This window comes from Agrobacterium sp. NPDC058088 (genome assembly GCF_042885035.1).
Taxonomy (GTDB): domain Bacteria; phylum Pseudomonadota; class Alphaproteobacteria; order Rhizobiales; family Rhizobiaceae; genus Agrobacterium.
The window spans coordinates 226,513-249,489 of record NZ_JBHVSU010000007.1 but is presented as its reverse complement, the minus strand read 5'-3'; the positions used below and the strand labels follow the sequence as shown (position 1 = coordinate 249,489).

Below are 22,977 nucleotides of genomic sequence, written 5' to 3'. Positions count from 1 at the left end.
TTGGATGCTTCGTCATATGACTACTCCTAGTGTTACCACTAGGACTGGCAGTCAGCAGGCCGTCATCGCAAGACGGCCTTCACCGTGGGCTTACCAGCTCTGCGAACTCTTAGAAATCCTGCACGAATTCGCATGCCAGCAAGGTTTTGCCTGGCAAGGCGTCACCCTGGCGGGCAACGACAAAGACTTTCCCGGGACCGGTCAATCCTGGCTCGGGCTGCTGATCTGCCGGCAGTTCACGCGAATAGCCTTTGGTGGAAGCGCCCAGCAGGTCCGACGTCTCCGGCTTCAAGTCGTATTTTGCCGCCAGATCGTCGGCGCGCTCACCTTCAATCAAAACACCGACCGCGCTGCTCGCAAAGAAAACTTCGGACGATTTGAAACCGTCACGGCCTATCTGGTCCTGGAGCTTGTAGATCGCTGCGCCGAGCGACGAGGTGTCCGGCGTGGCAAGCGCTTCCGCGGCTTCATAAATCTCCGTTGCCGAGTTCATTGTATAGGGTGGCTTGCACAGCGCCGCGTCAAAGAACTTGTCGTGCGCCGCAGCTAGAGCATGTTCGGCCTGAAACGTGGTAAGAGCAGCGCATACGGAAAAGGCGGTGTAGCGGATGAGTTTAGCGTTTTGCACGGAAAATCCCTGAAGAATGGCTGGGCACGTCGTATTCGTTGTTACGCATCCAGATCTCTAAGGGATTCGAAGCAATCACGCTACCTGGAGTTTAGGCTCTCGACATTCTTTAACGGGCCACGAAACCATTATCGTGAGGTTACAGTTGATGACGAATGGGGCAAACTGGTTCGTTCGAATGGTATCCAGGGCGTAACAGACATCAGCGCCAGACTGGACCAGCGTGTCGCTTGCGGTCATTTTGACACCCGTGGTGCGGGATGAGAGATCCTGAGTTCATCAACCAAGCCGCGAACACGTTCCGCAACGAAGATTGCGTGCTCGGTAACCTGCGGCAGCCCCATCAGCTCTCCAAAGGTGCCGCGCGCAAGCGGCCCGGCGATAAAGAGTGAATTCAGGCTTTCGCCTGAGGTCGCCACGGGATTCGACCGGGCATCGACCAGAATACCAAGCCCGGTTGGGCAGGGCTGCAAAAGACCGGCTTCTTCAAGTTCACGAAGCAGCGCCTGGCTTTGAAGGATGCCGCCATGCGCCGGACCCGTGGTGACGACGATCACGTCGACATCGAGCGCCTCGAGAACGCTCGTGCGCTGGGATCGAAGCATTACCCTGTAGCCGGCACCGATCCGCGTTATGGAAATGAGCGACGCAGCCCGGACATTCATTTGGCCGCTCGCGATCAACTCCTCCACAGCGGCTTCAACCTGCGGAGCAATGCGAAAGCGATGAACATCCCAGACCGGCCGCAAGTGTCGGGCAACGCGCCCTCTCTCAATGACAGGCAGATTTCCCCATATGTCCTTCCCCTGCGCCCGCAGCGCATCCACGACGCTATGCCACGTCAGGCCCCGTTCCTCTGCTTCTCGCAGCGTGTGGCGAACCTTATGGAGCAACTTGCTTGCTGAGGTGAACGGCTCAGACAGGAAATCGCCGAAAGGCTCCTGCCCAACAGGACCATGGCCGCGAGACCGCAAGCCTCTGCGAGAGAAAGACGTTATCTGGCCGACATGGCCCCGTCTCTTGAGCGAGGCAACCACATCGGCGGAGGTCAAGCCATTTCCGACGATGAGAACACGATCTCCAGGCTCGACAGCCTCTATCGCGTCGGTCACGGTGACATCCGCAATCAGCTTGGGATCATCCTTGAAGGGCTGGAGCACCCGAGGCAAGGACGGTGGCGGATGGCTGACGGCCAGCACGACTATATCCGCAACGAGCACTGTTCCGTCAGACCCGGCAATCTCATAGCGGTTTCCTTTTTGTGACACCGAGATCGCTTTGGTCCGCCAGTGTCTGATACGGCCGTCATCTAAAAATGGCTGGATCCGTGCCGAGACGTAATCGCCGAAGACAGACCGCTTGGGATAAGGCGAGCCATCGCGCCCTATGAGCTCGGCATCGTCACCGGCTGAAATACCGCCCAGATAACGCTCGAAATCATCGGGGATATCCGGAAAAAGCGTCATTCTTGCAGCGGGGACATTGACCCGATGCGCCGGATCGGTTGCGCTATAGGCCAAGCCACGGCCCAGTTGCGATCGAGGTTCGATGACAACAACGGATGTATCAGTCGGGAAGCCGTTGCTCGCAACCAGATGCATTGCCATCGCCGCGCCGGTGAAGCCACCGCCGACAACTGCTACGGTCAAACGGGAAGAAGCTATGGGAACAAGAGAATTCATTGCCTCTACGTTCTCCCCAAGGAGATCTGTGTCCTGCACGATTGGAAGGCCCCATAAAGCGTTTTCCGCTTCCTGCGCGTAAGGCTCATCGTCACCACTATTCTATATTCCCGACGTTTCCGGCAAAGCTCCTCGTTACTGGGCGCTTGATTGGAACGCGCTTGAGGGGCACCATCTCATCAGTTCACTATATCTCATTACTCCTGGCGGATGTAGCAAGATCAATGACCAACCGGGGTGCTTTGTGCACCCCGGCCTCCAAAAATTTCTCAACTCCAGGCGTGAAGTGGCGGCTTCTCGCCATTGAGGAAGTACTTGCCGAGGATCGAGTACTTCCACCGGACCGGATCGTGCAGCGTGTGGGTACGGGCATTGCGCCAATGGCGATCGAGGTGGTGCTCTGCAAGCGTGGAGCGGGTGCCTGCAAGTTCGAACAGCTTGTTGGTCGCCGCAATGGCAATCTCTGTCGAGAGAATTTTCGCCTCGGCCGTCACGATCTGTGCTTCGGCAACCGTTTCAGCATTCGGGTTCTGGATGGCCCGATCGATGGCATAACCGGCTTTTTCAAGCAGCGCCTGAGCTGCATGCAGCCGCAGCGTCAGATCGCCGACAGCCTGGATCGTATAGGGGTCATCCCAGGCATGATCAACGCCGCTATCCACCCATGCGCGGCTCTTGGTGCGCACGAAGGAAATGGTTTCATCGATTGCCGCCTGCGCAATCCCCGTATCGACCGCAACCTGAATAATCTGGAAAATCGCACCATCGGCAGTGGGTTCCGCATACCCCTTGTAGCCGGGAACCAGATGGGTTTTCGGCACCTTGACGTTATTGAGGATGACAGTGCCTGAGAGCGTCGTGCGCTGTCCGAAGGATGACCAGTCGTCGATGACGGTCAATCCGGGCGCGTCCCGCTCGGCAATCGCATACCAGGCGCGGCCTTCATCATCCAGCGCAACGATGGGCACGAGATGGGCGAGGAGTGCGCCGGAGGAATAGAATTTCTGGCCGTTGACGATCACATGGTCACCCGCATCGACGAACTTCGTTTCGAAATCCGCGGCCCGCTTCGAACCGAATTCGGAGAAGGCATTGCCGAAGCGTGTGCCGCGCAGCACTTCTGCGAAAAGCAGCGTCTGCTGAGCCTCATCGGACACCGTCCGGATCGCGGCAACGACGCCGAGATGGTTCTGCGCGATCTGGCCAATCGAGGAATCCGCAGCAGAGACGATCTCGATCACCCTGGCGAGCGTCGCATAGGAGACTTCAGGACCACCGAATTTCTTCGGCACGTTGATCGACCAGAGCCCGCTTTGCGAGAAGGCATCGAGTTCCTTTACCGGCCAGATGCGATCGCGATCGCGAATGGCAGCGCCGGGGGCAATTTCGGCAGCGAGTTTCTTCGCCACTTCGATCGCTTCGGCATCGCTCTTGATGATGTGTGCCGGCTCACTCGGCCGGGGCACGGCCGGAACGCCTTGAGCAGCATCTTTCGTCTTCACGTTGGAAATGGTCATGCCATGTCTCCTCTTTCCTATGATTTTCAGTGAATATGCGTGACAGGCGCGGCAGGCTTCTGGCCCAGATAGAAGGCTTTCACATCGTCGCGCGCCTTGAGTTCGGCGGCCGTGCCTGACAACACGCTCACCCCGTTTTCCAGAATGATGGCCCGGTCGGCATAGGACAGCGCGACCGCTGAGTTTTGTTCAGCGACCAGGATCGAAAGACCTTCTTCGCGATTAAGGCGCTTCAGCGTGCGGAAAATATCCTGCACGATGAGAGGCGCCAGCCCCATCGACGGTTCGTCGAGGACGAGCAGCCGGGGCCGCGACATCAAGGCCCGGCCGATGGCCGTCATCTGCTGCTCGCCGCCCGAAGTGAGGCCGGAAAGCACCCGGCGCTTTTCCTTAAGTCTCGGGAAATCTGTGTAAATTTTCTCAAGATCGGTCGCGATTTCAGTGCGCGTGGCGGATCGGCCAAGACCGCCGGAAACCAGGTTTTCCTCGACCGTCAGCGTCTTGAAGCAATGGCGACCTTCGAGCACCTGCACGAGACCGAGACGGACAAGGCTTGCCGGGGTTTCGTGCGAGACATCACGACCGTCAAACAGGACATGACCGGCGAGCACCTGCCCCCGTTCGGCCGGGAGGAGGTTGGAAACCGCCTTTAACGTCGTCGTCTTGCCGGCGCCGTTCGCCCCGAGAACGGCAAGGATCTCGCCCCGTCCGATCGAAAACGTAACCCCATGCAATGCGGTGATGGCATGATTGTAGGTTGCGTGGAGACCCTCCACGGCAAGCAGCCTGTTCCCCTCGGTCATCACGTTCTCCTTGACGCTTTTCGGGATATTGTGGCCGGGCACGGGCAACCCCTTGCCCGACCACCCAAACATCAGTTCGTCACTGAATTCGCATCTTCCGACGTGCGAAGCTTGATGCCCTTTTCAGCCGCATAGGCCTCGGACGATTTCTCGATGATCGGGCGCAGCAGGGCCCAGTCCGGTGCGATCCAGTCGGAAACCACATTCCATTTCTTGCCGTCCCACTGCTGGAACGTCACGTAGCCGTTACCCTCATGGTTATCCCAGGTGACGTTGATCGAATGGAAGAGATCCTTGGCGCCCAATGCCTCGACACGGGCTGGATCTAGCTGCAGATGCTCGAAGCCCCAGCGAACTTCATCGCCGGTCAGGGTGCGCTTGCCGAATTTCTCCTGCGCGATCCGTAAAGCCTCGACATTCAGGATACCGTTGACGATACCGAGATTGTGGTAGACGGAGCCGATGCGGCCCTTGTCTTCAAGGTTGCCCTTGCCGGCGTCATAAACCGTCTTCACGATTTCCTTCACGACCGGATATTCGGCGCCAGATGCCTGGGTGGTGATGGCGGTGTAGCCCTTGGCCGCATCGCCGGCGGGAATAACGTCCTCCTCCGAGTTGGACCAGACATTACCGATGATGTGATCCACCGGGAAACCGGTCTTCGCCGCAGTCTTCAGCGCCACCGGGTTCATCACGCCCCAACCGCGCAAGACGACGTAATCGGGCTTGGCACGGCGGATCGTCAACCACTGCGACTGTTGCTCATTGCCGGGATGCGGGACTTCGATCTGCTGCAGCTCGAAACCATACTTCTTGGACAGAAGTTCGTAGATCGGGATTGTTTCCTTGCCGTAGGGCGAGCCGTGATAGAGCACGACGATCTTCTTGCCCTTCAGCCCTTCAAGCCCGCCTTGCTTGGAGGCGATATAGTTCACGATACCCGAGGTCTCGCTATAGGGGTTGAGCAGCAACGGGAAGACGTAGGGGAAAACGCGACCATCAGTAGAATCCGTGCGACCATGGTTGATGGTGATGAGCGGCACCTTGTCCTGCGTGATGCGATCGATCATGGCATAGGCGATACCGACCGAAAGCGGGTTCCATGCCGCAACGCCGGGATTGCTCTTCAGCCGTTCATAAGCCTCGACACCGCGTTCGACTTCGTACTGGGTTTCGGCTTCAGACCAGGTCAGCTTGACGCCGTTGACACCACCGTCCCTGATATTGATGAGATTGAGGTAATCGATAAAACCGCCGAAAAAGCCCGTGCCGCCGGCAGCATACGGCCCGACGCGGTAGCTTTGCAGAGGAAAGTGCTGCTCGTCGGCCATGGCCGGGAAGGCGATGGCCGCGAGGCTGATGCCGGCAGCGAAGGCTGCTGCTTTGATCTTGGTATAAAGGGTCATATCTGGACACACTCCGTCTGTCGGCTGGCGCTCGACCATCCGTGTTGGTTTCAGGAATTCATTGCTGGTCGGCTTTTCTTGTTGGAAGCCTTTGCCTGTCAGGGCTGGCTTCGGGGAATCCACGCCCGCCTGAGGGTCGCCACGATCCGAGACCTCACGCGATCCCACAACGACACAAGTCCATCAGGCTCAAGGATCAGAAACAGTATTATCAGCGCGCCCAGGACGATGCGCTGCGTCATGTCGAGTACGCCGGAATCGAAGACATTGCCCAGAAGTATCGAGCCAAGTCTGGATAGGATGAGCGGAAAGACAACGATCAGTGCCGCACCGAAAAAGGCGCCGCGGATCGAGGCAAGCCCGCCGATGATGACGATGAACAGTATCTGGAACGACCGGTCGAGATTGAAGCCGGCGGGTTCCACCGTGCGTAGATAGGCAAAGGCCCAGATCACCCCGGAAACGCCAATGATGAAGGATGAGATCGCAAAAGCGAGCAGCTTAGTGCGCAACACCGGAACACCGATGATGCGTGCGGCGGTCTCATTGTCTCGCACCGCGATGAAGTTGCGGCCGGTTTGTGACGACACCAGGCGGTAGGCTAGGAACGTAAAGACGGTGACGATGGTCAACGCGAAGAGATAACGCCCGACCGGCCCTTCGAAGGAAATTCCGGCCAGCGACAGCGCCGGCGCATCGATAACGCCGGATGCGGACTGGTTGGAAAACCAGCTGAATTTCGTCAACGCCCATTGCACGAAGAACTGCGCGGCGAGCGTCGAAACGGCGAGGTAGAAACCACGCAGTCGCAGGCTGGGCAGGCCAAAGACGATGCCGATGACGGCTGCAGAAGCACCGGCCAGCACAATTGAAACGATGAGCGGAAGCCCATCAACCCGCAGGTTGAAATTATACGCCGCGAAGGCACCAACGGCCATGAATGCGGCCGAACCGAGCGACACCTGACCCGCATAGCCGGTCAAAAGATTGAGACCGACCCCGGCAAGGCTGAGCGCAAGAAACGGCAGCAGGATCGCCTCAAAGAGATAACTGGTGCCGACGAATGGCAAGACGAGATAGGCGATGGCGAGAACCGCAACCGTTCCGACGTGGCGCGGCAGGGAAAAGGGCGGCGAAAGATCGGCTGTAACGGCGGACATATCAGACCCTTTCCACGAGCTTTTGACCAAACAGGCCGGAAGGGCGGATCAGCAGGAAGGCGAGCGCCACGACATAGGCGAACCAACCCTCGATGCCTCCGCCGAAATACTCGCCGATATAGACCTCGGCGAGCTTTTCCGATGCGCCAATGAGCAGACCCCCGATGATCGCACCAAGAATGGAATCGAAGCCGCCGAGAACCAGCACCGGCAAGGCCTTCAGCACCACCAGCGACAGCGAGAACTGCACCCCGAGGCGCGCCGCCCAGAGAAGTCCGGCGACCAGGGCAACGAGGCCCGCAGCTGCCCAGACGCTAGCCCATATCCACGGCAGCTTGAGACCGACGGCAAGCGCGGCGAACTGGTCATCCGCAACGGCACGGAAGCCGAGGCCGATGCGGGTGTAGCGGAAGAAGGCCGAGAGAGCCGCCACCATGCCGGCCGCGACGACTGCGGCAAAGATGTCGAACTGGCTGATGAAAACGCCGCCGACATCAAAGGGGATGTCCTCGATACCGAGATCAAGCCCATGAACCTGCGTACCCCAGAGGAGCTGGGCCGCTCCCTCGATGATGTAGGAGAGGCCAAGCGTCGCCATGAACAGCGTGATCGGTGGCTTGTTGGTGAGCGGCCGAAGCACCGTACGCTCGATCGCAACGCCGATGACGACCATGATGGCAAAGGTAATGGCGAAGGCAGCCACAAAAGGCACGCCACGCTCGACGAGGCTGACAAAGGTCAGCGCAGCGAACAGGAGAAGCGCGCCCTGCGAAAAGTTCAGGACACCCGATGTCTTGTAGATCAGCACGAACCCGATCGCGACGAGCGAATACATCACCCCGGAGAGCAACCCGCCGACCAGCACCTCGGTAAAGAACAACCAATCAAACGCAGCCATCAGATACCCTCCCCGTCTTCATTTTCCGGCGCAGCGCCGAGATAGGCATCGATGACACGTTGATCGCTGGCAATTTCCGCAGGCGTGCCATCGGCGATCTTGCGCCCGTAGTCGAGCACGGCTACGCGGTCGGAAAGACCCATCACTACGCCGATGTCATGCTCGATCAGAACGACGGTGATTGCATATTCGTCACGCGCGAGCCGCACATAATCGGCAAGTTCGTTCTTTTCCGTCGCCGTCATGCCAGCCATGGGCTCGTCAAGCAGCAGAATGCGCGGTTCCGCGGCAAGCGCACGCGCGAGTTCCACCCGCTTCTGCAATCCATAGGGCAGCGTGCCGGCAAGCCGGTCAACATAGGGCGTCAGATGCAGGAAATCGATGATCCGCCGTGCCCGTTCGCGGGCATCGGCCTGCTCGCGACGAGCGCTCGGTAGACCGGCGATCTGGCTCAGGAAATTTGCCCGCTCGGCGTAAGCCCGCCCCGTGGCAACATTATCGAGAACACTGAGACCCCTAAACAATGCGAGGTTCTGGAACGTCCGCGCCACGCCGAGACGGGCGAGTTTCTCAGTCGGCACTGGACGATAGGCCTTACCATTAATCGCAACATGACCGCGATCCGGCCGGTAGACGCCTGAGATAACGTTGATCAGCGAACTCTTGCCAGCGCCATTCGGCCCGATAATGCCCAGGATTTCGCCCTGCTGCACGGCCAGATCGATGTTCTGTAGAGCGACGACGCCTCCAAAGGAGAGGTCAATACCGCGAAGCTCCAGCACGAGGTCTGTGGCGGCGTCCACCGCGCCGCGTTCCTGCTTGACGTGCTCGCTTCGCAAGGCAATGGGTTGGCGAATGTCCGTTGGGATCGCCACCTCCGCGCCAAGACTTGCAACCAGAAAACTCGATGCTGACATCGTTCAGTCCATGCTCCGCCCGATGGGCACAGGTTTCCAATCACGGACGCGATCCCGCCCGTGGTGCAGGCGGCTGCCAAAGGCCGCTGCCGTCAGATTTGCAGTCTTATTCCGCAGCGATTGCTGCGCTGATCTCCGCCTGCTCCAGTTCGCGCACGAGCGGGATGACATGCTTGCCGAAATACTCGACCTCTTCCTGAAAATGCAGGAAGCCCAGCAGGATAAGGTCGGCACCGGCGCGCTTGAGGTTCACCACGCGTTCGGCAACCTGCCGCGGCGTCCCGATCAGGTTTGAGCGGAAGCCATCATTATACTGAACGAGATCTTCGAAGCTGGATTTCGCCCAGTTGCCCTCGCCTTCCGGCGAAGACTTGCCTGCGTTTTTCACCTCGTGACCAAAGGCATTGACCGCTTCCGGGTTTGCCTTTTCGATGATCTCGGCAAGCACGGCTCTCGCCTCTTCTTCGGTCTCGCGCACGATGGCGAAGGCGTTCACGCCGACTTTTACCGCGTGGTTGTTTTCCTTGGCCTTGGTCCTGATATCATTTACCTGTTTGGCGATTTCCTCCGGCGTGTTGCCGTTGGTGAAATACCAGTCAGAGACGCGGGCCGCCATATCGCGAGCCGCGCGCGACGAACCGCCCTGGAAGATTTCCGGCTGCGGATCAATCGGCTTCGGCTTGAGGGAGTAGTTGTTGAAGCGGTAGAAATCTCCGCGGAAGGTGAAATTGTCTTCCGTCCAGATGCCGCGCAGAGCCCGGATGAACTCTTCCGAACGGCGGTAGCGTTCGTCGTGATCGAGCCACGGCTCGCCGATGGCGTGGAACTCGCCGCGGAACCAGCCGCTGACGATGTTAACTGCAACGCGACCGTTGGTGAGGTGATTGATCGTGGCGATCTGTTTGGCGGCAAGCGCGGGGTTCCACGGACCGGGCAGGATGGCGGCGATGACCTTCAGCGTCGTCGTCGATTCCAGAAGAGCGTGACTGAAGGACACGGATTCATGCTGGAATTCGGCGCCGTAGCCGGCGGTGAAGCGGATCTGGCTCAGCGCGTAATCGAAGCCGCTCGCTTCGGCGATCTGCGCGAGCTTGCGGTTATATTCGATGGTCCAGCTGGTACGCTGTTCGATGTTCGAGATGACGAGACCGCCCGAAACATTCGGCACCCAATAGGCGAATTTCACGGGCTCGGCGTGGTGTTCAGTCATGGGAAGCTCCTCTTTCCTGATATCAGTTGACGACCGCGTCGCGCAAAACGACGCGTGGGGCCGGATGATGATTGCTGGCGGCGACAGCAGCGGTCGGCAAAAGCTCGAACAGCTCGGCAACGGCACGCTCAATACGTGCTTCGACGGCTGCGTTCGAAAGCCTGTAGTCCGTGAAATCTGCTTCAACGGCATAGACCGTCGTTGGCACGGTAACGGCGCCAAAAAAGCCAAACAGCGGCCGGAACTGATGCTCCAACATGAGACCATGCATCGGCGTACCACCCGTTGCCGCAAGGACCACGCGCTTGCCCTGAAGTGCACGGAAATCGACGAGATCAAAGAGATGCTTCAAAGCGCCTGTGTAGGATGCGCGATAGACAGGCGAACCGACCACAAGCACATCGGCACCTTCCACGGCGTCAATAATCCTGCGGCCAGCCTCATCCAGTTGATCCGCACGAAGCGCCCTGAACAGGACCGGCGCCGCCACGGCCAGATCGATCGTATCGGCGCTGACGCTGGCTCTTCTCTCGATCGCGGCTAAAACGGTCGAAACAATGCTCGCCGTCCGTGACGGTTGTTTAACGCTGCCGCTTATTCCAAGTACGTTCATGGCCCGCCTCGCTCTTGCTGCCCTTAATTTCTATAGTTTTAATAGATAATCAAAGACGCAAATTCCAAATTGAGGGCGGTTTGAGGAAATCAATGTTGTACATTAGCTCGTTGGCGTAATGGCCTGGGCAGGAGGGTTCGGAGAAGTGCTGTCCTGTTTGGGATAACGGGAGCTGGAGTTTTAGCGACGGCGACAGCCAAGACGCTCTCACGAGCAGAGCTTTTTTGAAGAGTGATTATTCGTTTGGCAGCGGGCGATCAGCGGCCAATCGGTGACCGCTGATGTTCGTTGGCATTAGGACGGAGGCGAACCGCCCTCCTTCACATGGCCAGAGCAACCTGGTGAATGGCTGCAAGCTCTTCGTAACAGGAGATGTTGCTGGCGAGGACGGGCTGTCCTTCGAACAGCTTTTCGCCTTCCAGCGAAAACGGCATGGAACGGCCGCCGGCCTCGTTAACGAGGCAGAAGCCGGCCATGCAGTCCCAGGCGCGCATATGGGGCTCGTAATATCCGACAAGGCGTCCTGCCGCGACATAGGCCAGCATCAAGGCTCCCGAGCCGTTGCGGATGAAGTTGCCGCCGCGGGCCAGCACATCGCTGATGATGTGACCGACGCGCTGCGGCGTGACATAGTTGTTGCTGCCTATGCCCGTCAGCGCGTTCTGCAGGTTCCTTGATGGATCGAGTTGCAGGCGAGTGCCATTCAGGCTCGCACCATGGCCCTCTGCGGCAGCGTAGATTTCCTGCGAACACGGGACCTTGATGACGCCGATGACCGGCGCGCCATCGCGGATGACGGCTATGGAGACGCACCAGCTTGGCATGCCATTGACAAAGGGGGCGGTGCCGTCGATCGGGTCGACAACCCAGGTGTAGCCGGAAGTGCCGTCGTTATAACCGTGCTCCTCTCCCAGGAACCCATCATCCGGGAAGGCTGCGGCCACGCGCTCGCGCAGCAGGGTTTCGACGTTGCGGTCTGCAATGGAGACAACGTCCTGCAGATCGCGCTTTGTCTCGATCACGAGGCTGTCGCGTTTGTTGAAATAATCGAGCGCCATCACCCCGGCCTCTTCCGCCAGCGTTTTTGCCAGCGCGAAGCGTTGATCGAGGCCGTCATTCTGTCCTGTCATTTCCATTTTCCTTGAGTCAGTGAGTCTTCAAGCGTCGATGAGGGCTATGCCACGGTTTTTGAAATTGAGTGTGACATCGCTCGTTTCTCGCTGCGTGTGGTTCATTTCATGGTCGACTATGAAGAGCGTGCCGACTTCGGTCTCGACTTCATATTCGATGTGGCCGCCAAGATAGGCCGTGTGCAGCACGCGACCCGGCATGCCGCTGCCGCCCGCAGCGCCGATTGTGATGGCGCCGGGACGTACGGCAAGTTTGGCGCTGCCGGAGCGCGGACCGCGGCTTCGAACCCGATGTTCCATGTTGCCAACCCGCACGAGGGACTCCTCGTCCGTCTGGGACACGACTTCACAGGGCACCACATTAGCCTCTCCCATGAAATCCGCGATGAAGGAGGATGCGGGCGCCTCGTAGAGTTCGCGGGGCGCGCCGGACTGGGCGATCTCTCCCTCCTTCATCACGATGATGCGATCCGACACCGCGAGCGCCTCGTCTTGATCATGCGTGACATAAACGGCGGTAAAACCGATCCTTTGCTGAAGCTCGCGGATATCGGTACGCACGCGCCGACGCAGGCGTGCATCGAGGTTCGACAAGGGTTCATCGAGAAGCAGCACCTGCGGTTCCAGCACGAGGGCGCGGGCGACCGCAACGCGTTGCTGCTGTCCGCCGGAGAGTTCCGCCGGCAGGCGGTGGCCCATGCCCGCAAGGCCGACGAGCTTAAGCCCCTCTTCCGCCTTCTCCCGCGCCTCGGCTTTTTTCAGGCCCGATGATTGCAGGCCGTAGGCGACGTTATCCAGCGCGCTCATATGCGGAAACAACGCATAGGACTGGAAGACCATCGAGACATCCCGTTCATTGGCGGGAAGCATGGTGACATCCTTGCCGCCGATGAGAATGCGACCGGAATTGGGATGTTCAAGGCCGGCGAGCATGCGAAGCGTCGTCGTCTTGCCGCAGCCGGAGGGTCCAAGAAGTGTCACGAGCGTGCCCGGCTCGATGGTCAATGAAAGGTCTGGAATGGCGGTGAATGCGCCGAAGGTCTTGCGGACATTTTCGAAGACGACGGAGCCCGGTTTGACGGTGATCATGCGATTTTCTCCTGAGGGTGAGAAACGGATTTGGCTTCATTGAGGCCCGCGACGCGATTTTCCCGCCGCAGACGTCTTTCCCCGACGATGAGCTGGAAGCCCGCAATGACAGTGATCATGACGACGATCAGCATCGAGGAATAGGCGATTGCGACACCGTATTCGCCGTTTTCAACGAGGCCGACGATATAGGACGTCGCCATGTTGTATTGGGCGCTGACAAGGAAGATCACCGCGCTGATGGAGGTGATGGCCCTGACGAAGGAATAGACCAGCGCCGCCCTGATGGCCGGACGCAGGAGCGGCAGCACCACCAGGCGAATGGTGCGGAAGCTGTTTGCCCGAAGAGTGAGCGAAGCCTCGTCGAGGCTCTTGTCCAGCTGGCTCATGGCCGCGATGCCGCCGCGAACGCCAACCGGCATGTTGCGGAAGACGAAGCAGGCAATGAGGATCAGTGCCGATCCCGTCATTTCGAGTGGCGGCAGGTTGAAGGCCATGATGTAGCTGACGCCGATGACCGTGCCGGGAATGGCAAAGCTCATCATCAGGGCGAATTCGAACAGGTTCCGGCCGGCAAATTTCTGCCGGACGATGATATAGGCCGTCAGCAGCCCGACCGCTGCGGTAAGCGGCGCGGAAATCAGGGCGATCTCCATCGTCGTCCAGAACGAATTCCAGGCAACGCCCGTCCAGGCGATCGAACCATTGTTGATGCTGACGGAGAAAGCGCGGACGTAATGTTCGATCGTCAGCGTGTTATCCAGGCCCCAGGTCTTCACGAAACCGCCGACGAGGATCATGCCATACACGACAATCGTGAAAAGCATCCAGGGAACGACGAGCGCGTGTACCGCAATCGACATGGATTTCGGGAGAGCGGCATGCGCACCGCTGTCACCCTTGCCGGTAACGGTGGCGAAATTCTTGCCGGCCAGCCAGAAGCGCTGGGCAATGAAAGCTGACAGCGTAAAGCAGAGCAGCACGATGGCGAGGACGGCAGCGCGTGAGGGGTCATTTTGCGAGCCGACGACGGCGAAGAAGATTTCTGTCGAGAGAACGCCGTGGCTGCCGCCCAAGACCAATGGATTGCCGAAATCAGCCATGCTTTCGATGAAGCCGATCAGAAACGCATTGGCAAGGCCCGGCTTCATCAGCGGAAGCGACACGCGCCAGAAAGTGCGCCAGCGGTCGGCGCGCAACGTCTGCGAGGCCTCTTCCATCGACGGGCTGACGCCTTCAACGACACCGATCAGAACAAGAAACGAGATCGGCGTGAACGACAGGACCTGCGCGATCCAGATGCCCGTCAGACCATAAAGCCAGCGGCCCGGCTCGATGCCGAAGACGCTCGACATGAATTCGGTGACGACGCCTGCGCGGCCGAAAAGTAGCGTCAGGGCAAGGCCGATGACGAAGGGTGGCGTGATGATCGGCAAGATCGTCAGGAGCCGCAGGCCTTTCTTGAACGGAAAACGCGTGCGGGTGGCGACCAGCGCGAAGGCCAGTCCGAGGATTGTCGAGCCTGCCGCCGTCATGATGGCGAGGAAGAGTGTGCGCCATGCGACACCGCAACGGCCGGCACCGATAACACAATCGAGGCTCCAGATGCCGGGATCGCGCATATTGCGGATAAATCCATCGGGATTGAACGAACCGTCAAAATCCTGAACGGCCCCGACCATCATGCTGCCAATGGGGTAAAAGACAAAAACGCAGACAAGAAAGACGAGGAGCGAAATAGAGGAGACAACAAAAACGTCCCCCTTCATGAATCCCCGTTCGGCGAGACCGAAAGAAATGAAGAGCACGAATACGAACGCCATCGTCACGGCACCGGCGCCCATCGAGGGCTGTCCGTCGGCCATGGCCCCGAAAAGGCTTTCACTGGCCTGCCAGGTCCAACCGCTAAAGCCGATAGCCAGTCCCTGAAGCACGAGGAAGGCAAGCCCGAAAGCGCCTGCGGCCACAAGAAGCCTGCCGCGCAGGGGAGGATTAGACAGCGTGCGTGCAAAAGCCCCTGCCAGAAAGAAAAACAGGACGCCGAACAGCCAGGTGCGGCCTTCGGCTATCATCTGGAGAATACCGGGCGCGACCTGCGACGATGTCGGAAAATCCGATAGCCAGCCAAGGCCGAAAAAGCCGCTTTCGATGCGGTACCACGGGACCAGCACCAGGGCAGCAAGGCCCAAGGCCAGAACAATGTCCAGCCTGCGATTGCCATGGGTCATGGTCAACCTCACAAAATTGAGTGTGTCGGAAAGAGGCTGCCCTCGTCTTCGAGAAACGAAGGCAGCCGACATGGACTATCAGTTGGCGGTGGCGCCGACATCCTTGTCCCAGCGCTCCAGCAAGGCCTTGCGCTTTGCAGGATCGCCATAGGTCTTGAAGTCGTAGTTGATCAGCTTGATATCCTCGAAGCGCGGCGCTTCCTTGGGGATTTCAGCCGTCTTGTTGGACGGCAGCTGGAACGACTTCGCATCCTTCATGCGCGACTGAACGTCAGGCTGCAGCGCCCAGTCATACCAGGTCTTGGCATTTTCTAGATTGCGCGCACCCTTGACGATGGACATGGAGCCGATTTCATAGCCTGTGCCTTCACAAGGCGCGATGGACTTCACCGGAAAGCCTTCCGCAGTCTGCGCCACGGCGTCATGCATGAAGACGATGCCAACGGCCGTTTCGCCACGGGCCGCCGCCTTGACCGGCGCCGAGCCCGACTTGGTATATTGCGAAATATTGCCGTTGAGCTTCTTCAGGTAATCAAAGGCCTGATCCTCGCCCATGATCTGCACCAGCGAGGCAAGCGCGGTGTATGCCGTACCCGAGGAATTCGGGTTTGCGATCTGAATTTCACCCTTCAATTCGGGCGCAAGCAGATCAGCCCAGCACTTCGGCTCCTTGTAGCCCTTCTTCTTGAAAAGATCCGTATTGTATCCCCAGCCGAGCGCACCGGCATAAACGCCGACCGTCTTGTAACCCGCGCTTTCGGCCTGGTTTTTCGCCCAGTCCTGCAACTGGTCGAGCATCTTCGATTTATATTCCAGCGTCAGGTTTTCAGACGCCGCCTGAAGATGCGGATCGCCGGTGCCGGCCCACCACAAGTCGGTCTTCGGGTTGCGGGCCTCGGCGCGGATCTTGGCGTAGGCCTCGCCCGAGGACATGCGCACCATGTTCACCTTGATGTCATGGCTCTTTTCGAAATCACCCTTCATCTGCTCGCAGATCACCACATCAGCGGCACAGATGAGATTGAGGTCACCGGCGGCATGGGCCGGCACGCTCAACAGCGTGGTGCCCGCCAGAAGCAGGCTGGATATGATCGTCAGTCGCATGATTTCCTCCATTGTTTGCGTCTGAATAAAGTCTGCGGACACGGCTTCGCCGTTCGACATGCCGGTGGCTGTCGTCCTTGTCCGCTTTAGGTCGTCTGGTTATTGGCTGGGGGGATGTATGTCCGTATCGAACCGGCGCAAAAGCCGTCCCCGTTCTTCCCTTGTGCCGAAGGTCGCAAAGTCGTAATCGACCATCTTGATCAGCGAGAGATCCGGCGCGCCCGCCGGCAATGCCGCCTTCGCGTTTGACGGCACCTGGTTCTGCCCCGCAGCAGCCCCCGTCGCCTGCCCCTCGGGGCTCAGCGCAAAGTCCACGAACCGCCGGGCTTCTTCGCGGTTCTTCGTTCCCCTGACGATGCTGACCGCACCAATCTCATAACCGGTTCCCTCGCAGGGAGCGACGATGACAAGGGGCGCACCGGCCTCTTTCTGCGTGACGGCGTCATGCATGAACGAGATGCCGATCACTGCCTCTCCCCTCGCCGCCGCCTTGACCGGCGCGGAGCCCGCCTTGGTATATTCGGCCACGTTCTGATCGAGCGCCTTCATATAGCTGAACGCCTCCTCCTCCCCGAAAAGCTGGACGAGGGTCGCGAGCATGGTAAAGGCGGTGCCGGACGAGTTCGGATTGCCGGTCAGGATCTTACCGCGATAGGTCTCGCTGATCAGGTCTTTCCAGCAACTGGGAACCGGAAGCCCGTGTTGCTGCAGAAGGTCGCTATTATAGGCAAAACCGAGCGCGCCTGCATAAATGCCAGCCGATTGGCCGCCCGACATGGTGAAGAAATTCTGCGCCCAGGGAAGAACCTCGGTTTCATTCTTTGACGCATAGGCTTCCAGCAGCCCTTCGGATGCGGCCTGGAGATGGGTGTCGCCCGTACCGGCCCACCAGACATCGACCGTCGGTGCGTCTTTTTCTTTCCGGACCTGTTCGAGAATTTCACCTGTACTCTTGCGCACCATGACGGTCTGCACACCGGTTTTTGTCTCATAAGCGCGCTGCATCGTGGCGCACCAGGCATCATCCGCCGCGCAGAGGATGTTCAGCCGTCCGTCGGCCTGCGCCCCGGCAGTGCCTAGAACCCACAGGGCTAAACCGGCGCTGAATGCCGCAAGCGATGCTTTCACCTTATCCTCCCCTGGAACCTCCCCGTTCCATTCTTAGGGACAAGCATGCCAGAACCCGCAATTTGCGCAATCCGTTGAATGGTTACCGATTTTTCAACAAAAGACGCAGACAGGAGAAATTGGTTACGAATATTACAAATGTAACGGGATCGGTCATCATCGATCTTTTGAATATTCCAGTGGTCTTGCATATGATTGTCGATGGGAGGACTTCATCGTGCAAAAACAGAGGATCGGGATACTGATCGTCGAAGACGATCCTGATATGGCGGAACTGATTGCCGATCTTGTGGAGGCCGAAGGCTGGTCTCCGCTTGTCGTGCACTCGGCAGAAGATGCCGCAGCGACGCTGGGACGCGAACAGATCCATCTCGTGCTTCTGGATCACAACTTGCCCGGAATTTCCGGCAGAACCTTCGCCCAGCGCATCCGCACCGAGCTGGGACTGAATGTTGGCATTGTCATGGTGACGGCGGCAGGCAGCGCAACCGAGCGCGTGCTGGGTCTGGAAACCGCTGCCGATGACTATGTCGTCAAACCTTTCGAGCCAATTGAACTCACGGCACGGATCAAGGCCGTTCTGCGCCGTATCGCGCCGTCTCTCAAGGTCGAAAAAGAGCCGGAGCGCGAAAACGAAATCAATTCACTGAGACTTGGAGACTGGGCGGTCGATCTTTCGGGGCGCCGCGCCGTCTGCCTTGCAGACCGCAGCAGGACGCTGACGACCGCCGAATTCGCTCTTCTGGAAATTCTGGCGGAAACACCAAACAGGCCGGTCAGCCGATCTCATATTCTTGATCGCCTCGGCGCGGAAAGCGATCGATTCATTGATCGCAACGTCGATGTTCTGGTTCTTCGCCTGCGCCGGAAAATAGAGCGCAACCCGGATTTGCCGCAACATATTCAGACGCGCAGAGGCAAGGGCTACGTCCTCCACACAGACAGTGCCGAGCCGCAATTGTGATCAACAAGCTCTTTCTCCAGTCGATCGCGTTTCGCCTGCCCTTTGCCATCGTCTTCATATGCTCCTCGGTCTTCATTCTGTCGGCTGTCGCAATCTACGGCTTGCAGAAGGCGAAAACTGAAATGGCGACCTACAGCCTGCAGGCATTCTCCAGCCTTGCGCGCGCCTCACTCGTTTCGCGGCAGGTGGCCGATCTCGTTTCCAGCGCGCCACTTCTGATGAACGCGACATCCCCTTACCGCGTATCGAGTGAAAGCCGCGCCGTCGTTGCGCAGGTGGACAGCCTTCTCGAGACCATCGCCCAATACAAGAAGACGGAAACCCAGAACGCCATTCCAAACGACGATATTGTCGAACTGCTCCAGGCCATTCGCCAACAGACCCTGTCGCTTGCGGCGGATGCGGATGCGGCCCAGCAGCATAAGGCAGAGGCGGCAGCCGCACTCGGCGAAATCGCAACGGGGCAGGCCGTCACCGAAGGGGACCTTCGCCAGCGCCTGAACGCCATCGTGCAGGCTGCGGCCAATTCCGCCAGCCTGTTCCAGCTGGGTGAATTGCAGCGTCGTTTCACAGCGGAAACCGGCTACTTCATGAATGAGCCGGCCGCGATGGATGATGCAGGAGCCGGAGGGCTTGCGCCCTACAAACGTGTGTTCGACGCCCAGACGCAATATCTTCTGGAGATGTTTGCAATACAGTCCTCCGTATCGAAACTCCACGTCGTCTCTCGCAACCTTTCCCATGCAACTGAAACGCAAAGCGAAGCCGTTGCGCATAGATTGACGGAAGGTCTCGCGTCCGCCTCGGCGGCTCTCACCCGGCTGATTGCCATGGTCGCGATCGCCTTTATCGTCGTCGTTATTCTCTCGACCCTCTCGATCCGCTCCGTCATGCGGGTATCGAACGGCATAACGGCACTTTCAGGCGGTATGAATTCCCTCGCCAATGGCGAGCAGAATGTCAGCCTGCCCACCTATCGAGGCTCGGAAACCGAACTCATCCGCCTATCGGACGCATTTCACGCCTTCAAGGACAGCGTCGACCGCGTTTCCCGCCTTCGCCGTACGGCGGAAGCCGCGGCCCGAACTATCCGCTCCACCTTCCGGACAATGAACGAGGGCATCGCGCTGTTTGACGCCACCGGACAACCTATCACGATGAACAGGCGCATCATCGAGCTTGTCGGAAAGCGCGGCGGTTATTCCAGGAAACTGCCATTGCGCGCCTTTGTCGAAACGATACCGGAGATCGATCCGGCCCTCTTGCCCTCTTCCTACGATCCCGGCGGCCTTGGCAGCCGGATCACCGTGCGCCACCGCACACAGGATCAGCAGGTCACGGAGATTGCCGTCTCCCGGCAACCGGACGGTGGCATCGTCCTTCTGGCCCGTGACGTCACCGCCCTCGACCGTCAGGAGGCAGAGGCTGCAAAGGCGCAGCGGCTCGACGGCATCATGCGCATGACCCATCAGCTCAGCCACGAAGTCGGCAACATGATCGGCATCATTACCGGAAGCCTCGGGCTTCTGGAGCGCGAAACAGGCTTCAACGAGCGCCAGCAGCGCAATATCAATCGCATCCGCAAAGCCGCCGATCGCGGCCGCCAGCTTGCCAGCAGCATGCTCTCGATCGGCAGTCAGCAGCCGATCCATCCTGCTTATGTGGATGTCGCCTCGCTGCTGAAGGGAATGGTGGATGTCCTCGAAATTGCGGTCGGTACGCGCAACCAGATCAACCTCCACCTTCAGGATGATCTACCAGTGCTGGCGCTGGACGCCGCCCTGTTCGAACAATCCATTCTCAACCTCTGCCTCAACTCCGCCGCTGCCATGCCGGGCGGGGGCATCATCATTATCGCGGCGCAGAAGTCGGACAATGCGGTTGAGATTTCGGTGGAGGACAACGGACACGGCATGGATCAGGATGCAGTGGACCGCGCTTTCGAACCCTACTTTACCACACGCTCCCAACAGGGCGGCACTGGCCTTGGCCTTGCCATGGTCTACGGTTTCATGCGTCAAAGCGGAGGTGACGCCAAAATCACGTCCCAGCCCGGCTGTGGTGCACGCGTATCGCTAATATTCCCGACCTTCGGCAAGCAGGACCATGGGCCTGATAGCGCGCGATAAGACAGAGTGCTGTCATTGCAGGTACGCTTACGTCTTTATTGCTTGATGCAGCCCCGGAAACAAAAAACCACCATCGCGACGATAGCGGTTGCAGCGGCCAATAAGATAAGCTTGAGCGTCTTGCTTGAGCGGGCCCCCGGTGTCGTGGAGGCCCGCTCTTATCACTTTCACTGGTTATTTGCGGTAGGAAAGTCCACCCCAGATGCGGCCCTCATCTCTATCGCGTCCGCCATGCACTGCACCGATATAGGCGGCAGCAGCTGAGACGAGTGCGGAGGCAGCTAGGAGAAACGCGGTAAGAATGCCGGCAATACGCGCTTTTTCAGCGGCATCGGCAGCTTTGTTCTTGGCGTCTTCAAGCGCTTTCTGCGCTTCTGCCTTCACAGCCTCGACCTGCTTTTGCGCTTCATCCACCTTCTTCTGAGCTTCGGTTCTGACGGCCTGTACGCGTTCAACCGTTTCGTTTACCCGTGCCTGGGCATCGGTCTGGCTGATATTCGTACGGGCAGCGATCTGATTGCTGAGCCAGGTTTTATCCGCATCGGAAATCTGGCCGGTTGCAAGCAGATTACCGAGAATACCGCTGACCTGTCGCGAAAAGTCACCGGCAGTTTGGTCACCCGGCACGGAAGTCGTCGGAGTGTCGGTTCTCAGAAGCGTATCGGTGAAATAATCGACGGGATTGGTCTTCAAGCCTTGCGGAAGCATCTGCTCGACGCTGGGAGCTGCCACTTGACCCGCACCTTGCGCGAGACCGCCAGCAGCGCTGCCAGCACCTGAGATAATGCCGCCTGCCAACTGACCGGCACCCTGAACTACTCCGCCAACGGCGGAACCCGTTGCTTCGACAGCGGTCTGCGCCACGCTTCCTACAGCTTTCGCGCCACCGGACAAGACGCCGAGCGCAAGGAATGCGGACACAACCGTTCCGAGACCCCAGACAACCAAACCATTGACGCCGTCACGGACGGTGAGTTCGTTCCTGTCGGCAGCACCGGCAGGGCGACGCATGCGGCCGGCAATGTAACCGCCAAGCATGTAGGAGCCAACCATCGAGAGAATGACAAAAAGAGCGGTGAGGATCAGCCACACGGTGCTGACTTCACCACCATTGTCGGCCGAAATGGAACTGAGTCCCAGACCACCCGCGAATGCGGTGAGGATCGCCATGGCGCCAGAGGAGATAACAGCACCGGCGAAAATAGCAGGCCAATCGACATAGCTGCGGTTAGGATTTGTTTCGATACCTATTGGATCAACCATCAACGTAGCCCCAGCAATGAGAGAATGAACAGGACGACAACGACTAGACCGACTAGATAGATAATAGAATTCATGTGGTATCTCCTCCGAAAGGACGATCATCCTCCGCGTAGCGGATGATTATTGGCAGCGAGAAATGCGAGCTGATTGCTCCCTCACCAAACTCGTCGCGCTCGAAAAAGTTTCACGATTGTTCATTGCAGGAGAAAGATACTGCAAAAATATCGAACAGCGGGATGGCTATAGGGAAATACCGCCGCCAGGAAGGTCATCGGGGACGAGATCCAGAAGGCGATCAGGCCGCGATGGAAGCCCCCAAGGACATGACCTGAGCGTGCCCTCGCCGGCAACTGAAGACGATGTGGCCCGCCCGAAGCGGAGCGGCAACGGGCCGTGATACGATCTGATACATAAATGCGGGTTTCACGACATATGCCGGATACCTGCGGCGCAGATCAATGCCTGGTCATTTTCGGATCAGGCAGGATTTGTCATGAAAACCCAGATTTTTTTCGCCGTCGCTCTCTCCGTTGCGGGAGCAGGCTTTGGGGCCGCTTATTCGAGCTACGCGGACACGCGGCCGGAAAACGCCTCTCCCATCTATGGCGTCACGCTTCCCGAAGGATATCGTGACTGGCGGTTCATCGCACCCGCCCAGGAAGCGCCGCCACTCGACGAGCTTCGTGCGGTTCTTGCAAACGATATCGCCCTCGATGCCTATAAGAGTGGAACCCTGCCCTTTCCCGATGGCTCGATATTGGTGAAGCTTGCTTACAAGCGGCAGCAATCGACGGAATTTCCCCCGGCCACGGTGCCTGGCGCAGCGACCACCGTGCAGGTGATGGTCAAGAACTCCAAAAAATATCCCGACAGCCATGGCTGGGGTTTCGGGCGGTTCGTCAACGGCAAACCGGTCGATGTCGCGCAGCACGAGACTTGTCTCTCCTGCCACGTGGGCAACGTCAAGGACCACGATTTTGTGTTCACGCGCTATGCGCCCTGACGAATGACGAAGCCCCGCGGCCAACTTTTACACTCGAATACAATCCAGGGAAATCCCGACATATCAGGGATACGCGAGGCCGGGAGAGTGGCTTCGTTACCGGGC

The 22,977-nt window shown here is 58.8% G+C and carries 20 protein-coding genes; 4 read left to right on the top strand and 16 right to left on the bottom strand.

Annotation, left to right across the window (positions count from 1 at the left end; translation table 11 throughout):
• Positions 1 to 109: 109 nt before the first annotated feature.
• The 15 genes from ACFVTJ_RS19030 to ACFVTJ_RS18960 all read right to left on the bottom strand — a co-directional run bounded on the left by ACFVTJ_RS19030 (position 110) and on the right by ACFVTJ_RS18960 (position 17,513).
• On the bottom strand, positions 110 to 628 hold the full coding sequence (locus tag ACFVTJ_RS19030; RefSeq protein WP_386910051.1) for a hypothetical protein: 519 nt from the start codon (positions 626 to 628) through the stop codon (positions 110 to 112).
• 236 nt (positions 629 to 864) lie between these two features.
• Positions 865 to 2,310 (bottom strand): FAD/NAD(P)-binding protein, encoded by a 1,446-nt coding sequence (locus tag ACFVTJ_RS19025; RefSeq protein WP_386910049.1) that lies wholly within the window; start codon positions 2,308 to 2,310, stop codon positions 865 to 867.
• 269 nt (positions 2,311 to 2,579) lie between these two features.
• Positions 2,580 to 3,827: an SfnB family sulfur acquisition oxidoreductase gene (locus ACFVTJ_RS19020; RefSeq protein WP_386910047.1), complete on the bottom strand. Its 1,248-nt coding sequence runs from the start codon at positions 3,825 to 3,827 to the stop codon at positions 2,580 to 2,582.
• A 26-nt stretch (positions 3,828 to 3,853) separates the two neighbouring features.
• Entirely contained in the window at positions 3,854 to 4,630 is a 777-nt protein-coding gene (locus ACFVTJ_RS19015; protein ID WP_386910045.1) for an ABC transporter ATP-binding protein, read from the bottom strand.
• A gap of 71 nt (positions 4,631 to 4,701) precedes the next feature.
• The gene (locus tag ACFVTJ_RS19010) at positions 4,702 to 6,036 is read right to left on the bottom strand and encodes an ABC transporter substrate-binding protein (protein ID WP_269709071.1); all 1,335 of its coding nucleotides are present in this window, start codon (positions 6,034 to 6,036) and stop codon (positions 4,702 to 4,704) included.
• Positions 6,037 to 6,134: 98 nt separating this feature from the next.
• Positions 6,135 to 7,196, bottom strand: coding sequence for a branched-chain amino acid ABC transporter permease (locus ACFVTJ_RS19005; protein WP_386910043.1), 1,062 nt, complete (start codon positions 7,194 to 7,196; stop codon positions 6,135 to 6,137).
• A 1-nt stretch (position 7,197) separates the two neighbouring features.
• Positions 7,198 to 8,094, bottom strand: a complete 897-nt coding sequence (locus ACFVTJ_RS19000; RefSeq protein ID WP_386910042.1) for a branched-chain amino acid ABC transporter permease — start codon at positions 8,092 to 8,094, stop codon at positions 7,198 to 7,200.
• Positions 8,094 to 9,011 carry an ABC transporter ATP-binding protein gene (locus ACFVTJ_RS18995; RefSeq protein ID WP_386910041.1) on the bottom strand — a complete coding sequence of 306 codons (918 nt, stop codon included), beginning with the start codon at positions 9,009 to 9,011 and terminating at the stop codon, positions 8,094 to 8,096. Before ACFVTJ_RS18995 ends, ACFVTJ_RS19000 begins: the two co-directional genes overlap by 1 nt.
• A 106-nt stretch (positions 9,012 to 9,117) precedes the next feature.
• Positions 9,118 to 10,221, bottom strand: coding sequence for a dimethylsulfone monooxygenase SfnG (gene sfnG / locus ACFVTJ_RS18990; RefSeq protein WP_386910039.1), 1,104 nt, complete (start codon positions 10,219 to 10,221; stop codon positions 9,118 to 9,120).
• Positions 10,222 to 10,243: 22 nt separating this feature from the next.
• Positions 10,244 to 10,834: an FMN reductase gene (gene msuE, locus ACFVTJ_RS18985; protein WP_386910037.1), complete on the bottom strand. Its 591-nt coding sequence runs from the start codon at positions 10,832 to 10,834 to the stop codon at positions 10,244 to 10,246.
• A 320-nt stretch (positions 10,835 to 11,154) separates the two neighbouring features.
• The gene (locus ACFVTJ_RS18980) at positions 11,155 to 11,964 is read right to left on the bottom strand and encodes an inositol monophosphatase family protein (RefSeq protein ID WP_386910036.1); all 810 of its coding nucleotides are present in this window, start codon (positions 11,962 to 11,964) and stop codon (positions 11,155 to 11,157) included.
• A gap of 27 nt (positions 11,965 to 11,991) precedes the next feature.
• Entirely contained in the window at positions 11,992 to 13,053 is a 1,062-nt protein-coding gene (locus ACFVTJ_RS18975) for an ABC transporter ATP-binding protein (protein ID WP_386910034.1), read from the bottom strand.
• The gene (locus ACFVTJ_RS18970; RefSeq protein ID WP_386910032.1) at positions 13,050 to 15,281 is read right to left on the bottom strand and encodes an ABC transporter permease; all 2,232 of its coding nucleotides are present in this window, start codon (positions 15,279 to 15,281) and stop codon (positions 13,050 to 13,052) included. The genes ACFVTJ_RS18975 and ACFVTJ_RS18970 overlap by 4 nt, the downstream gene beginning before the upstream one ends.
• Positions 15,282 to 15,359: 78 nt before the next feature.
• The gene (locus ACFVTJ_RS18965; RefSeq protein ID WP_386910030.1) at positions 15,360 to 16,385 is read right to left on the bottom strand and encodes an ABC transporter substrate-binding protein; all 1,026 of its coding nucleotides are present in this window, start codon (positions 16,383 to 16,385) and stop codon (positions 15,360 to 15,362) included.
• Between the two features lie 99 nt (positions 16,386 to 16,484).
• On the bottom strand, positions 16,485 to 17,513 hold the full coding sequence (locus ACFVTJ_RS18960; RefSeq protein ID WP_386910028.1) for an ABC transporter substrate-binding protein: 1,029 nt from the start codon (positions 17,511 to 17,513) through the stop codon (positions 16,485 to 16,487).
• A gap of 217 nt (positions 17,514 to 17,730) precedes the next feature.
• On the opposite strand from ACFVTJ_RS18960, the gene ACFVTJ_RS18955 reads away from it, so the two are divergent.
• Positions 17,731 to 18,477, top strand: a complete 747-nt coding sequence (locus ACFVTJ_RS18955; protein WP_386910026.1) for a response regulator transcription factor — start codon at positions 17,731 to 17,733, stop codon at positions 18,475 to 18,477.
• A complete protein-coding gene (locus ACFVTJ_RS18950) occupies positions 18,474 to 20,606 on the top strand; it encodes a sensor histidine kinase (RefSeq protein ID WP_386910025.1) in 2,133 nt (710 codons plus the stop codon). The genes ACFVTJ_RS18955 and ACFVTJ_RS18950 overlap by 4 nt, the downstream gene beginning before the upstream one ends.
• Before the next feature lie 174 nt (positions 20,607 to 20,780).
• Here ACFVTJ_RS18950 and ACFVTJ_RS18945 read toward each other — a convergent pair whose 3' ends face one another.
• On the bottom strand, positions 20,781 to 21,869 hold the full coding sequence (locus ACFVTJ_RS18945; protein ID WP_386910023.1) for a hypothetical protein: 1,089 nt from the start codon (positions 21,867 to 21,869) through the stop codon (positions 20,781 to 20,783).
• A 116-nt stretch (positions 21,870 to 21,985) separates the two neighbouring features.
• Between ACFVTJ_RS18945 and ACFVTJ_RS18940 the strand changes: the two genes are divergently transcribed.
• Entirely contained in the window at positions 21,986 to 22,201 is a 216-nt protein-coding gene (locus ACFVTJ_RS18940; RefSeq protein WP_386910021.1) for a hypothetical protein, read from the top strand.
• 161 nt (positions 22,202 to 22,362) lie between these two features.
• Positions 22,363 to 22,872 carry a cytochrome P460 family protein gene (locus ACFVTJ_RS18935; RefSeq protein WP_386910019.1) on the top strand — a complete coding sequence of 170 codons (510 nt, stop codon included), beginning with the start codon at positions 22,363 to 22,365 and terminating at the stop codon, positions 22,870 to 22,872.
• The last annotated feature ends 105 nt before the right edge of the window (positions 22,873 to 22,977 follow it).